This is a genomic window from Mesorhizobium sp. M0772, from assembly GCF_040320135.1.
In the GTDB taxonomy this organism is placed as follows: Bacteria; Pseudomonadota; Alphaproteobacteria; order Rhizobiales; family Rhizobiaceae; genus Mesorhizobium.
The window spans coordinates 1-14,313 of sequence record NZ_JAMYPB010000085.1; the positions used below are offsets into that span (position 1 = coordinate 1).

Sequence of the window (14,313 nt, forward strand, 5' to 3'; positions counted from 1 at the left end):
TTCAAGCATGTTGGTGGACTTGAGGTGCTTGTGATGCTGACGCGGCAGCCGGAAGAAAGTCAGCGTCTGTTCTATGGCTTCTTCCGCCCAGGTGGCCAGCCGCGGGTAGCGGGCGGACCATTTGGACAGCCACGCGGCGAGATCGGCCTTGGCCTCGTAAAGATCGCGCCGGTCGTAGAGCCAGCGCAGTTCCTGCAGACAATCGTCGCCGTGCTTCCTGGGCAGGTGATCGAGCGCGTTCCTGAGGAAGTGGACGTAGCAGCGCTGCCATGCTGCTTCCGGGATCACCTCGCCGATGGCCGCGACCAGGCCGGCATGGTCGTCGGACACGGCCAGTTCGACGCCCTTGAGACCGCGTCGTTTCAAGCCGACGAGGAAGTCCTTCCAGGCCGAGCGGCTCTCGCGATTGGCCATCTCCACGGCCAGGATCTGCCGGCGCCCGTCCCAGTCGATGCCGACCGCGATCAGCACCGCCTGGCTCATCACGATGCCGGCTTCGCGCACTTTCTCGTAGCGGGCATCGAGAATGAGGTAGGGGAATGGCTCCTGAAGCGGTCGTTCGGCAAACGCCTTCAGGCTCTCGTCCAGCCGGATATTTGGGCAGCAGGCTGTCCGGCGCCTTAGCGTTCGCAAAGCTCAAACCATGGAAAACGACGTCCACACCGCCGGCTGTCTGCAATACCGACTGAGCACGACCGCCAAAAATGGTCACGGTGTGAGGAAACACCAGCTGTTTGGAAATCCGCGACAGGGCGTCATGATTGCCGCGGATCTTGAAAACCCTGATGCCGGCCTGGTGCAGGCGTGTCATCTGCGCTGCCAGGAACCGCGCCGTCTTCATCGAGGTTTGATCACCATCGTATAGGTCGCCGGCTATTACCAACGCATCCACGCGTTCCTCTAGGCAGAGATCCACTATCGAAACGTATGCCTGGCGGCTGGCGTCGCCCACGAGCCCGGCAAGATCGGGATTACGCATCGCGAGCGAACGCAGCGGCGAGTCGAGATGAATATCGGCCGTGTGTACGAATCGAAATGCCATTCGGCCTCCGCCAGCAAAAGAGGTGTTCCGAGCTTCAACAGAGATTGCAACGAGGGCTCTACAATGCCCGGTCACACTTCAGCTAATGCCTCGCTCGCGGACTCGCCGGCCACCAACAAACCGTCTTGGGGCCGCAGCAAGCCCTTGGCAATCAAATCGGCGACCCCAGCTGAAATCAACTGCCGCAATTGTGCACTTGTGGCTTTGAAGCCCAGCATTCTCGCAACGGTTATTGCGATTTCTTCCTCCGTCGCACCGAGGTTGGATTTCACGACTTCCATGGCGCCTTGGGCGACTTCGTCCTGCGCAATCATTTCGGGCTTGCGCAATCCAGCGGACACGACGCCGCTGCGATCCCTGAGACGAACAGGAGCACCTGGCTTGAAGCAGAAGCTGCCTCGACGGGCTACTGCACCACCTCTCTGCGCTATGCCTACCCCTCGCTCGATTGCATCCTGAATCCTGCCACCGGCCCGCTGCAGACCCCACGCGCCCCGAATACGCGAAACTATTTCGTCGACATGGATTGGTGTTTCTATAGCCACCACCTGCTCGACCAGTCCGGCCATGATTCCGCTGGGCGTCTCGTGGAGTTCGAACGATCCCGGTCGGTTTAGTTCGGCCTCTTCGTAGGCTCGATTGGGTATCTCGGATCCTTTTGTGCTTTCGAGACCGATTTCCGTCACGTTGCCTCTGTCGACCGTAACAACCTGCACGGCTACAGCACGATTTCTCTGGAGCCCCAATTCGGCCCGCTCATCGAGCTCTTTTCTCGCAGCCTCAATCGCTAATATGGTTCGCTCCAGCTGCTCGCGTGGCCTCTGAAACCAGTCAGCGTTCCAGATGCGATGGATTATCCAACCATGGTCTTCCAGAACAGACTGCCGTAGCCGGTCTCGATCTCGGGCCGAGCGCGATGAATGATATTCTGCGCCATCACATTCGATGCCAAGAATATAGCGGCCTGGCCTCTCCGGATCAGCAACCGCGAGATCGATGAAGAAGCCTGCAATGCCAACCTGAGCATGAACCTGGTAACCCTTTCCGATCAGCGCGTTGGCTACCTGCTCTTCAAAGATTGAATCCATTTCGCGAACCGTGGCCTGGGCAAGCGAAATTCGCCCTGTTCTCGCGTAGTGCAAGAAGAGCTTGAAGGCGAAGATGCCTTTCCCTTTGCCACGCTCCAGGTCGATGTCCTCGTCTGTGATGGACGCGAATACTTCGCAGCTGCGCTTGGCGCGGCTTATGAGGACGTTGAGCCGACGCTCGCCGCCTTCCGCACCAAGAGGGCCGAAACGCATGGCCATGTACCCCTGCGCATTCTTGGCATACCCCACTGAGATCATGATCACGTCGCGCTCATCGCCTTGAACATTTTCAAGGCTCTTGACGAAGAATGGCTCGCTGGGGTGCGCGTGAAAGAACTCCTCCGTATCGGGATTTAGTCGCCGCAGCCCTTCGAGTTCATCCTGGATCGCGCGGCGTTGGCTAACCGAAAATGTTGCAACGCCTAGAGTCTCTCGCGGGTTCACCTTCGCATGACGTATGATCGCTTCGGCTACTGCTCTCGCCTCTACCGGATTGGTTCCTGTGCCACCGGAATCGAAGACCCCCTCTGGCACATGATGAAACCGCAACCCCATGCCTGCCTCTTGGGTATAGGGGCTTGGCACGATGAAAAGCCGGTTCTCGTAGAACTGGCTGTTCGATACGGCGATCAGAGATTGGTGACGGCTACGGTAGTGCCAGCGGAGCATACGCTGCGGCAAGCCGCGGGCCGTGAACAGGCCGAGGATGCTTTCGATGTCGGCGACCTGCGCGCCCTCACCCTCGTCATCTTCAGACTGCGAGCCTGTCACCTTGGCGAAGAATGTCGTGGGTGGCAGTTGGCGTTCGTCGCCAACAACGACCACCTGATTGGCCCTGGCGATCGAGCCGAGCGCGTCCACAGGCTGTATCTGAGACGCCTCGTCCATCACAAGAAGATCGAAGGACATCCTGCCGGGCGACAGGAATTGGGCCACCGAAAGCGGGCTCATCATGAACACTGGCTTGAGTGCCTGGATGGCAGGCCCTGCCTTCTGCATCAACTGCCGGATAGGCATGTGGCCCCGTCTGCGCGCCATCTCAGAACGAAGCAGTCCGACTGGTCCAGCTCCGCCGTCTCTTGAAGGAATTTTTCGGTGATGAGCCGTCACAACTTCGATGGCACCGGCCTTGATCCTCTGTCGGTCCAGATCCGCGAAGTCACGTACAGCCCTGGAATGCAATTCCCCGTCGAACCTTGCCAGCTCCGGCTCATCGGTCGCCATCGCTAGAAACATTCGTTCGTAGTAGGCCATATCGAAGACTGATCGCGCCGATCCTGTTGTAATCTGGCCGTCGGCCAGGCCGTCTATCAACTGTCCCAGTCCAGCCTTTCGGGCTGTTTCGGATCGCTCTCCATAGGCAACCCATTTTGAGAGCTGTTCCTGATGATCAAGCCACCCCTCCAGTCGAGAAACAACCTCGACTATCGCGACGTCTGGAAAATCGTCTACTCCAAACAAGGAGGGAGCATCGGCTTTCAAATCCCCTGCAAGCGCCTTCAATTCCCGCGCTGCCGCTTGGGCCGCTTCACGCGCTGAACGCGCCAAGTTTGCGATCTCTTTTCTTTCAGGCAACCGCGCAGCCAAATGCCGGATTGAGCCATTTTCTCTCAGCCAAAGTTCGGCTTGCGCGAGAGCGGCCCAATCGGATCCTCGACCGAGCCACGACGAGCCGAATGCGAACTTGCCAAGGCTTTCCCCGTCCTCGATCTCTTGATCAAGCGCTTGTAGTCTGCCTAGTCGGCGTAGTATCTCCACCCGCTCACTGATCAGATCTGGAACGTCAGTCAGAACCTGTCGTGACGCGTCATCGGCTTGAGCTACAGTGCTTGCCTTCGCTTCCATCATTTGCAGCGAGGCCCGCTCGGCGGAAGCCACGTCACCTTGCAGGGATGACGCAAGGTGGCCTAAATCGTTCCAAAACCCCTCGATAATCGGCTGACCGATGTCGATCACCTTACGAACTCGGACCGCACGCGCGCCCGCTTCAGAGCGCTCCGCCATCCGCCCGGCTATAATTCGCGGTTCCGAGCCAAGTCCCCTCAGCGTGCGCATCCACTCCACTAAGGCCTGGAGTGGTGCCGAAGACGATCTCTCACCGCGCCAATCGGCTCCGAAGGCGGAACCGCCAAAGGCGTCGCCTTCGCGCACTTTTGCTGCGGCCGCCTGGCCCTTCATTAGAATGTCGAGGAGACCCACTATCTCCGCCGCAGGCGCGCTAGGGGCCACCAAAATAGTCCGCACAAGTGCAGTGGCACGACGGTAGTCGCCATTCAATGCTTTCAATATTCCCGTGTGCTCGGCGAGCGCTTGCCGCGCCGCGGCCACGTTGGTACTCCACGCGGCATCAACAACTTTGCCCTGAAGCTCGGCTCTAGCAGTCTCTAGCTTTGCTACGCTGTCGGCAAGGTCACCAGCCTGTTCCAGCCCGGAGTCCCAAACTGTGGCTGCGAATGCCTCAGGGCTCGCATCGGGGGCTGCCGCAACTCTCTCGCCGGTCATCACTAACCTGAGGAGTCCTGCAAGCGTGTCCGGTAAAACCGTAGACCCCAGTTCTTGATTTAGCCGCTCAGCTTCTTCTCTTAAGCGTGGGAGCAACACGGTTAGCTGGCGCGCACGAACGAAACCATCTTTCGGAAAGTCTGAAGGAAGCTTAGCAAGCTCTGTCTCGAGACCTTCAATTGGCGTGTCGATAGCCGTCGCCACCAACTGCTCTGACAGTTCCTCGGATTTGCGGTTGAAATCTGTTCCTGTCCAGAGAAGCGATGCAATGTCCTTTGGACGCTCATCCCAAACCGGCGAGACTAGCGCCTCGGCAGGAAGTCCAGGTGCGGACGCGAGAAGCTCAGCGCGATCTTCTACCTCGCCGCTGTCGCTGAGGATTTGCGGAGGCTTCGCCTCGATCCGCTCAGCAATATCGGCCAGTTTGGCGTGCAGAGCCTTTGCTTGATCCAGCGACGACGCAATGCGTGGGACGAGCCTCTCAATGGTCGATGGTAGAACGACATCCAGGCCAACTCCCCGCCATGGGTGGTGGATCGGCAAGCCGATCTCGTTGATCCGCTGAGACACGTCATCGAGAAGTTTGCGACGTTGCGAGACACCGTCATTCGTCCAAGCGGTGGCATCCTCAAGTTCAATATCAACTGTCTTTTGCCCGTTCTGCCTTAGTCGGGTTAGCTGGCCAAGAACCTGGTATGGAGTGAGTTCGGACGTTCCAAATGGAACATGCATCCTTGTAGCATGTGCATTGAGTTTATCCCTAGCCTCCAGCAGGCGTTCAGTAAGGGAAGAAGCAAGCTGTCCGCGAGGCGATCCGAGTTGCCAGGTGCGCCGCAACTCCTCCAGCATCATGCGCTTGTTTGCCTTGTTGCTATGGAGCTCAAGGCAGGCGTCCCCCACCCCCGCAGTGTCAAGCCGTCGCTTTACGACCTCAAGTGCGGCCATTTTTTCCGCAACGAACAACACGGTCTTTCCATCGGCAACGGCCGACCCGATAATGTTTGCGATCGTCTGCGATTTTCCTGTCCCGGGAGGACCTTGGATAACGAGGTCGCGACCCTTTCTTGCATCATGGATCGCCAGCGTCTGAGAACTGTCACTGTCGACGATATGCAACATTTCGGCAGGCGCGATATGCGGATCAATCGCAATGTCGTCCGACATCAGCGGTTCGCGTGTTTCGAAACCATCTGAAAGAAGCGAGCGGATCTTCGGTTGTTCGATAATCTTTGCGCCATCCGGCCAGAGATCCGGATCCAGGTCACGGTACATCAAGAACTTAGCGAACGAGAAGAAGCCGAGCACCATATCATCGGCAAGAACCTGCCAACCCTCTTTGGTCGACACTGCTTCGGCAACGGCTTCGAGATAGGCCGAGACGTCGAAGTCGTCTCCTACTTCAAAACGCGGCAGGGCGAGCTTGTGAATGCGGTCGAGATAGAGTTCCAAGGAGAGGTTTGCGGTAAGATCTTCCGTACGAGCTCGCAGCCGAAACTTTTCTCCAGCGGCCCCTCGCTCCAGCCGTACCGGGACCAAAATGAGAGGAGCCTGACGGATGTTTTCTTTGTTGCTCGGGTCAATCCACTTCAGCATGCCAAGGGCCAGAAAGAGGATATTGACGCCCTGCTCTTCCTCAAGTGTGCGGGCATCGTGGTAGAGATCAAGGAGCCGGCGCTGCAGCCCCGTTGGGGTCATCCTCGTCTGAAGCTTGGTGTCAGAATGTCGCGCAGATACCCCTCTGTCGTCGAATCCTTCGTCCTCAGGCTGAGCAAGAGCAACGGGGGAATAGTCGATTTCCTCGTCTGGAGGGCTGCTTTCAACCTGGCCTGCCTTCGGCCGATCCGGCTTGCCGGCCAGGAAGGTAAAAGCCTTTCCTTCGCTCACCAGCAATCGATAGATCTCAGACGACCTCTCGTCGACAATATCGATCGTCTTCGCGCTCTTTGAAAACCGTGGCACATTCAAAAGTCGGTTGCGAGCAGAAAGGTCGAGCAATTCCATCCTGGCTCGCTCGAGCTTTTCCTTTAAAGGCAGATCGCTTTGGAAGACCGATTTTTCAACTTCCGACACTCACACCCCCCTGATAGGCTGGACACATAGAGCCTAGACAAGGGCTGTCCGCAACATAAAATGCTGGTTTTTCAACCTCGAATGGCTGCCACCAACACTTCAATCGTTTAGTATTGTGAGCACTGCGGCTTGGGGGAAAAATTGCGGATGTTTGTTTAATGTTCCGGACACTTCGCATCCCCACCTTGATCTCGAGGTTCCCTTTCAGACAAAATGCCATCATACGTGTGGACGAGGTGTTGGCAGCTCTGGCATCCGCCTCGCCGGCCACGACCAACTGGCGCACAAGCCGACTTCTTTTTGAATCGGCCTCCTAATTTCATTCCGAGAAAACTTGTAGGCTCCAGCGCGGAAAGATGGTCGTATTTACGGAAAAGGTAACTACAAAGTCGTGACTTCGGGCTGATCTGCGAAGGCACCATGGTGTTCAAAGCGCCGAACTACAAGGCAAACCAGAGCCAGCGAAAAAGGCGCCTATGAATGGTGCAGAGGCACGTTACAAATCATGCAGCTTGCGTTTCGCAAAGGATCGGAAATTGAATAACAATCGCTATTCTCATCGTCGCCGCGCGCGACCAAGGCGCGGCGCTGAACCAATCGTCCGCAGACGTTTCTCTCCAGATGTGCGCTTGCCTCTGATCCTGGTGATCGTGGTGGCCTTGGCGCTTACGCGACCCACTATTTTACAGGCTCGGGTGACCAGTTACGTGGTCTCGATATAGCAAACTCGGCCGGGTCGAGACGGGCGCCGATAGTAGGCATAGCATCGGTGATTGATGGAGACACGATAGAGATCCACGGGCAGCGCGTCCGCTTCAACGGCATCGATGCACCCGAAAGCCGCCAATACTGCAATGACGCTAGGGCACATCAATACCCCTGCGGGCGCCGGGCGGCCGAAGCATTGGCGAATTTCCTTGCGGCTTCGCAGCCTGTCCAATGCACATTTGTTTCATGGGATCGGTACCGTCGCTTCGTCGGTGATTGTCGGCGCGCGGACGGTGTCAGCGCCGCGTCCTGGATGGTCGAACATGGCCAAGCCTTGGACTGGCCCCGCTATAGCCACGGCGCCTATGCGCAACAGCAAACTAATGCTGAAACCGCAAAGGTTGGAATCTGGATTGGGACGTTTGACAACCCTTGGGATTGGCGCGAACAACATGCCGAATCTGCGAGCCCAACCAAAAGCCCCCTTGGGCTTGTCAGCCGTCGCCAAGTAGCACAGAGCTACTCATGCCAACCTCGCCGCTTGTGCACGCAGATTTCATCTTGCGAAGAAGCACGTTGGTATCTCGCCAACTGCTCATGGGGGAGCAAGTTGGATCGAGATAGCGACGGGATTCCGTGCGAAGGCGTTTGCTGACCTGGGCTCACGCTTTGAGCCCATCCCCAACCATCACTCCCTAGTGTGCGCATTTAGCGTTATGAATTGGCGGTCGGAGCTTCGATGCAATTGCGCGAGTGCCGATAGAGCCTGGCAAAAGGGCTGGCTGACGTTTGTCTTGGAAAATTCCACCAGCTCGTTAAGTCCGGACGGGCTAGAAAACCGCAACGCTTCGTAGCGGCATACAGGGATCTGCCGATTGTCTTTGAAGCGCTTGTCAGGCCCGCCGTTTTTGTTTGGGTGAGCCCAGGTGTAGCTCACGATCTCCGCATCAGATGGAACTTTGCCGGTCTCGATAAAATTACTCGGGGCGAATTGGGTCTGCAGATCGGCATATCCGACTGCGCCGTATCGGTTTCCGTCCTTCACCAGCACTAGGTCAGGCATGAAGAAGAGCACCTGCCGACCCACATGGATTGAAGGAGGAGTAACGTTGCTGCGTACAACCTTCGGCAAGGAGCTTGTAAGTGTCGTGGGCTTTTTGTCGACCAGCATGCTGGCCCCGGCATTTCGCTTCCAAGCAGTCAGATCCTCTATCTTGCCGCCGGCAGCGACATGCCATCTCCCTGCGCAGCCGGTGAGAGTTTCGAACGCGCCGACAAGTCGCCCGTAGGCGGCCTCCGCGTCTTTTTCCAGATCGTAATAGAGCACGCTCACCCGGCGGTAACTGTCAAACCATTTGCCAATGAGCATACCCGGCACAAAGGCACCGATGCCCAGCACCGGTGCGGCACCTCCGAGCTTGGTCCCCACAAGGAAACCTGCAAGCCCGAACAAAACCGCGAGTGCTACGGACAGCCGCGTCTGCGATTGCCTGGCATTGATTTCATCGAGCACATTGGCGAATGTCTCGTCACGCATTTCCACCACATCGCGGGACTCGATTTCTCTCATCACGACGCCGTCAGAGACGTATTCCGGGCGCGAGGATTGTGGACGGGGTTGCGGCGCAGATGGGGTCTGGGAGAGCTGAACTACCTTCTTCGCGCTGGCCTTGCCTAAAGTGCCACGATAGTAGAGCCCACCCACGCCGGCGTGGATGTAGTGACCTCTTGGCCCAGTGCCGATGCGGAGGCCCTTCACGCCAACGGAAGCGCCAACCCCACCGGACGAAAAGTTAAAGCGGAATGGTCCCGCACTGATCGATTTTCGAACGTAAAACCCCATAGCCCAATCTCCCCAACTCAACTGCCGTACCGACTAAGGCGCCAGTCTCTCGTCCCCATTCATGGCTTGGCGCCACCAACCGGCGCCAATTTTGATCGCTGCCTCACCCTAATCTCGATGCGCCTTCGAGCCCGTACATCGCCAATCTGCGCTCCGTCGGTGAGATGATCGCCGGGCAGGATGAGCTGACCACCAGACATCGGCAAAATCGTAAACCCCTTTAATGCGGGCATGTCACTGAGCACACTTGTAACTGAAATCGCGCGGGCCAGCCCAAGACCGGCATTGTCGGCGGGATGGAGTGAGCCGATTTCCACTTTCCCTGACAGGACCGGTTGGAGCCCCTTGTCCATGTTGGAGGATTCGCCCGCCATTGCCTGTTCGTCCGTGTGTCCAATTACCTCAATCACGTCGACACCGTACGAGGTCGCAGTCCCGGCGATGGTCTTCGCAAGATCGCGCAACTTTGTTTTGAAGGCATTCGAAAGCTCTGCGCTTCCGGTATCGAAATTATAGCCATCCAGTTCGCTGAGACTGATGATCGGCGGCCAATCGTGAGGTTTTGCTGCTTGCGTCGGCTCTGCAGCCTCCTTGAGCACATCAGCCAGATCCTGCAGCCCTTTGTCGGTGCCGGCGTAACCAAATTCTCTCAAGACCTTCGCCGCATCTATCATGGCCTTGGTCTGATCAATGCTTATGTCGTTGTCCGCAAGGACTTTCGCGACAGGGGCATTTCGCACGACCTCCTCCAGAGAAATACCTGCTTCCTTGACCGACTTAACAGCATCCTTGGCCAGGACCAGCTCGCGCCATTGTTCGTCGGGAACGGTTCCTCCCCTCGTGGGCTGAAACACCGCTTTTATCTGAGCCAGAAGCCGCTTGTTCTCGGCTTCGAGCCTCTGCACGTTTTCCTTGTTTGATTGAGTGGCTCGCAGTGCCTCATCGGTCTCTTTCTGCTTTTTCGTGATGATAGCACCGGCTGCTAGCAACAGGCAGAACACCAAAAGCAGCATTGTCTCGGCCATGGTCAGGCCCAGTATTAAACCGCGGCCAAAACCCTTGCGCTCGAAGGCGACCGAAGTCCCGCCAGCGTCACTCACCTGCCCCACCAACTGGTTCGCTTAGGCGGTTCCGTTCGTTCGGCGGGAGGCTCGCTTCCCAGAGTTTGGAAAGCGTCTGGTTGGGGCTCAGGCTCGACCCGAATTGGTGCGCTCTCGACGGTGTCATTTGCGGCCAGATCTGCCAGTGGCTGTTCAATCGCGATAGGAGCGTTGAGAGGGGGAACAGGCCTCGGCGCGTGAAGGGTTCTTCCTGCCAAGGTTGCGACAAGGTCTCCGGTGTCCTTGCTTTGCTTTTGCACCACTGCGGCAAGCGCCTGGGTCAAGCGTTGTTGCGCTTGGACGCTCTCCGCTGTTTGCTCTGCGGCTGCCACAGCCTTTTCCACACCTGCGGCCACTTTAGCCACAGCATCAACGATGCCCGCCATGCGGGCTTGCTGTTCCTGCGAAGCCGTCTCTGTTTTGACAGCATACTGAGCGACCGCGCTGCCAAGAAGTTTCACCATCGGCGCCAGATCGTTCTTAAGGACCTCATCAGGGACGACAACCTTCTCCAACTTGGTGGCTACGCTTTCGGCCTGTTCACCCAGTCTGCCAACTGAGGAGGACATTGAGCTGTTGGCTTTGTCGAGCAGATCGGCTGCCGCCTCGACTCGCTGTGCGATCGACGAGAACTGACTTTCGATCTGCCCAAAATTGTGGCTCAAAGCATTGCTGAGCTTTCCCGAGGCCTCTTGAACTGGTCTGATCGATTCCATCGCGATTTTATCCAGGGCCGATCTTATGTGCTCTCCGTTCCGCTCCGCTTGAACGGCGATTTCGGCAAAACCCTCCTCCAACATCTGATTGCTTACGCGGCGAAAGTCAGCGAATTCCCTGGTTACACTTTCCATCTCGGCTCTTACACGCCGCGTCATATCCGCGAGTTCGTGCCTGACCGTCCGTTCGATGTCGGCAGGATCGCGGCGCATCTGATTGTAAAAGATCCGCAAAGCAATGCCCGTGATCGTCGACGTCACCGCGATACCAAAGTTCCTCACGATTGTGTCGGTGGATCCTTCGGAACCAAACTGAAACAGCGATACGCCGAGACTCGTCAACGTAAACAGGAAACCCATGTAGTAGAGATTGTCGCCTGTTTGCTCATCGTGGAGCCGTAGCTTGCCGGTGAAGACGGACGCGGCAAGATAGATGAGCATCAGGCACACCGGTGCGCTCGCCGCCATTATAGGGTCTACGCCCGACAGCTTGGCTATTGCGATGAACACGCAGCCACCCAGGGTTAGCGTCGCAAAGACGAAAAGGGGCAGGCTCGGATGTCCTAAGAACGACTCCCCTCGCTTCTTGGCCATTAGTTTAACCCCTCCAACCCTACCAGCTTCTCAAAATCACCATGATGGCTTTGAACCCACCGGGTCCAGAACTCTGCATGTTCGAAAGAGCCAAATGGCTTCTTCGCCCTATCGACGTAGAGTATCGTAAACCCGACGCCATCGAGCGATGTCCCGTAAGTCCTGTCAGCCGCGCTATCAAGGTACTTCTGATAATCGAGACCCGAACGATATTGTGAGTACAGCGCCGTATGTTCGATCATATCTGACGCGACTATTATTCGCTTAGCGGTCTTCTCTTTCGCCAAACTGCTATCGAATAGCGACAGTTTGATTTTCTGAATTCCGGCCATGATCGGAGATTGGCTCGCGGATTCTCCATTGGGAATCTGGTCGGGAAGGTTCGTCAAAGGGTCCTCGAACGCATCTTCCCATTTCTTCTGCCGCCGAGACGGATTGTTCGTCCAGCTGTCGACCGTCGAGCCGTCGCCCGGATTGCATCCATCAAACATCACAGTCAGGTCGCCGGGCCTCGCGCCCAGCGTCAATATCTTGAGATAGCCGCCAGGCTCGACGCGCCCAATGGTCTTGCGGAATTCATTCTTCAGATCCGCCATGGTTATCGGCGAAATCGGGTCGGTGGCGTCGATCAAGACCGCTGTCAGGCTCACAGGTCCGTTCAGTGGGCAATTCGTGCTGATGTCGATTTGGTCCTTCCCGGATCTCGACCACATCCAAACAAAACCGGCCAGCATCACAGCCGACAGCACGGCCAATCCGGCTGCTGCGACAATTGTGCCGCCACTGCCTTTCTTTCTCCTGCGACCCCGCCTAGCCATTCACGCTATCCGGATGAAGCTTGTCGAGATCTCGGTACTGTTCGATCCCGCGCTCGCATTCCAGCCCGATGAGCCGCACCTGAGCGTTGAGTTCTTCCTGCGCGTCACGAATTGAGGCGCCCAGGTCCTTCTCGCTCCATTCATCGTCGGACGATATCAGGGGTTTTATGCGCTCAAGTTTGTAGGGTGTGGCAAAATGTTTTGGCGCTGGCTCTGTGCGGGCCTGGAAATTGGCCTCCCTGTACTTTGAGAGAAGCTGGTTGCAGGCTCGCTCCAGCTGGTCTTGATGCTGCGCAAAGAGCGTCAGCAGCCTCGACCGATGGTCGATGATCGCTCGATGCTCCCTGCGTCTGCTCCCCAGCCGCTTGACGATGTCCTCCACCTTCTCGTTGTGCTCATCGCGCACCTCTTGCAGAGCCTCGATGAGCTCGCTCTTGCGCTCGATGTAGTCTTCCCGGCGAGCCACCAATCTGTTTTCGACACCCGCATAGCCCGGGTATGGGTCGAGAACGAACCAGCCGTCGATAAACGCAAAGATCGAAAACATGAGACCAATGCCGAACAGAAGCCAGGATTTCACGTCCACAAGGCCAGCCGGATTGGCGAGCATGCTGCGCACGACCTCGACGCCGGCTCCGTCCACAAAGGACCCGCTAACCTCGCGGTAATGCGCAAGCGCTAGGTTTATGGTCAATGCCAAGCCGATATAGGCCACTATCGACAGCGCGCCGATCAACTTCACAAAAAGCGATCTGTGAGTCACCAGGCGTGCACAGAATATTGCGAACAGCAGAGCGGCGCCGATGTTCAAAAACGAGAAAGCGGCGGCTTCGAGGAGCCCGCCAAAGAATCCCTGTTCATTTCCCTTTGCGAGGAAATTTCCGTTCATCGCCGTTTCAATGAGGAACAGGAAGATTAGCAGGGACACTCGGAAAACATGGGCCGCTCCGTGTTGAACCCTCACAGCCCGGACAAGCCCGTGCTTCTGTTTGAACCAGTCGTGTTCTTTCTCCGCATCGTTGAGCGATTTGCGCAATCCGTGAAGTTCGTCCAGGCCCACCGCGATCGAGGCCTTGAAATCGGAAACACTGGCGGCGTTCGCCTGACGGATCAGACCAAACTGCTCTTCAAAGTCGAGGCCAGCCAATCGGCCGGAGAGTAGCTGTAGGCTGTCTTCGAGTGTGTGATGTGCGGCCTTCTTTTCGTCCTCGACCCTCTCGATAACTGTGTGCTCTATATCGTCGAAATTCTTGGCCGTTTTCGGGGGCTGGTTAGCCTCGCCTCGCTGCGTTCCACGACCTTCAAGATCCATTTCGCGATCAATTTTCGCGACATCCAAGCTATTGAACAATTGGGTGCTGGCGCGGAAATCGTGATTTGCCTCTAGTAGAGACTCCCGCAGTTTATTTAGCTTTTCGAATTTTATTCCCACAGCACCGCACCCATTTTTGTACCTCTGCCCGCACAAATGGCTTCTATGCACAGTAGAAGCAAAGGGCAACTGCGTCTTCGCAACTTTGCGGTCCACTGCTCACGAGACGATCGTCTGATGTAAAAATGACAACGATAGCTGCCGTGGCAAGCGGACTTGGGCCAATGAATAGGCCAGGCAGCATACTCTTCTCCGCCGGGCTTTGTGGCGAAGGAACTGAAGATCACGCCAATGAGCTGCTAAAAATCGACTCCAGAGGCGTTCGCGCAGTAGCAGAAGCGCGCGGCCCCCCCGCGCCCCCCCCCCCCCCAATAAAGGGCGGGACTATCGACCCAGCCCGGAATGGGTTTGGTGTTTGTTTTGTGCGGCCAGGGGACCGCCGCCTCGGGTGCCCCGCCCA

7 protein-coding genes and 2 pseudogenes are annotated in these 14,313 nt (G+C 57.1%); 1 reads left to right on the forward strand and 8 read right to left on the reverse strand.

All coding sequences use genetic code 11. The annotated features are described in order from the left end of the window. The 3 genes and pseudogenes from NKI06_RS29850 to NKI06_RS29860 form a co-directional block, all read right to left on the reverse strand. Positions 1-597, reverse strand: a pseudogene (locus NKI06_RS29850) (IS256 family transposase); the annotation flags it as partial. Beyond that, positions 542-1,042: pseudogene (locus NKI06_RS29855) on the reverse strand (metallophosphoesterase family protein); the annotation flags it as partial. The pseudogenes NKI06_RS29855 and NKI06_RS29850, both read right to left, overlap by 56 nt. A 71-nt stretch (positions 1,043-1,113) precedes the next feature. Continuing rightward, the gene (locus NKI06_RS29860) at positions 1,114-6,702 is read right to left on the reverse strand and encodes a DUF3320 domain-containing protein (RefSeq protein ID WP_352987859.1); all 5,589 of its coding nucleotides are present in this window, start codon (positions 6,700-6,702) and stop codon (positions 1,114-1,116) included. A 769-nt stretch (positions 6,703-7,471) separates the two neighbouring features. Between NKI06_RS29860 and NKI06_RS29865 the strand changes: the two genes are divergently transcribed. Beyond that, positions 7,472-8,065, forward strand: coding sequence for a thermonuclease family protein (locus tag NKI06_RS29865; RefSeq protein ID WP_352812852.1), 594 nt, complete (start codon positions 7,472-7,474; stop codon positions 8,063-8,065). A 33-nt stretch (positions 8,066-8,098) separates the two neighbouring features. Here NKI06_RS29865 and NKI06_RS29870 read toward each other — a convergent pair whose 3' ends face one another. From NKI06_RS29870 to NKI06_RS29890, 5 genes are read right to left on the reverse strand one after another with little or no spacing between them, the layout of a single operon-like run. Beyond that, on the reverse strand, positions 8,099-9,253 hold the full coding sequence (locus NKI06_RS29870; RefSeq protein ID WP_352543326.1) for a DUF4236 domain-containing protein: 1,155 nt from the start codon (positions 9,251-9,253) through the stop codon (positions 8,099-8,101). 59 nt (positions 9,254-9,312) lie between these two features. Further along, positions 9,313-10,353, reverse strand: coding sequence for an OmpA family protein (locus tag NKI06_RS29875; RefSeq protein ID WP_031198374.1), 1,041 nt, complete (start codon positions 10,351-10,353; stop codon positions 9,313-9,315). Continuing rightward, positions 10,350-11,663, reverse strand: coding sequence for a hypothetical protein (locus tag NKI06_RS29880; protein ID WP_023672193.1), 1,314 nt, complete (start codon positions 11,661-11,663; stop codon positions 10,350-10,352). Before NKI06_RS29880 ends, NKI06_RS29875 begins: the two co-directional genes overlap by 4 nt. Next, complete coding sequence (locus tag NKI06_RS29885; RefSeq protein ID WP_023687338.1) at positions 11,663-12,481, reverse strand: hypothetical protein; 819 nt, start codon at positions 12,479-12,481, stop codon at positions 11,663-11,665. Before NKI06_RS29885 ends, NKI06_RS29880 begins: the two co-directional genes overlap by 1 nt. Then, complete coding sequence (locus tag NKI06_RS29890; protein WP_352812871.1) at positions 12,474-13,907, reverse strand: hypothetical protein; 1,434 nt, start codon at positions 13,905-13,907, stop codon at positions 12,474-12,476. Before NKI06_RS29890 ends, NKI06_RS29885 begins: the two co-directional genes overlap by 8 nt. Positions 13,908-14,313 lie beyond the last annotated feature (406 nt).

Excerpts from the sequence above, each read along its gene's own strand:
- NKI06_RS29870 (WP_352543326.1), bottom strand. The coding sequence starts at position 9,253 with ATGGGGTTTTACGTTCGAAAATCGATCAGTGCGGGACCATTCCGCTTT.
- NKI06_RS29880 (WP_023672193.1), bottom strand. The coding sequence starts at position 11,663 with ATGGCCAAGAAGCGAGGGGAGTCGTTCTTAGGACATCCGAGCCTGCCC.
- NKI06_RS29885 (WP_023687338.1), bottom strand. The coding sequence starts at position 12,481 with ATGGCTAGGCGGGGTCGCAGGAGAAAGAAAGGCAGTGGCGGCACAATT.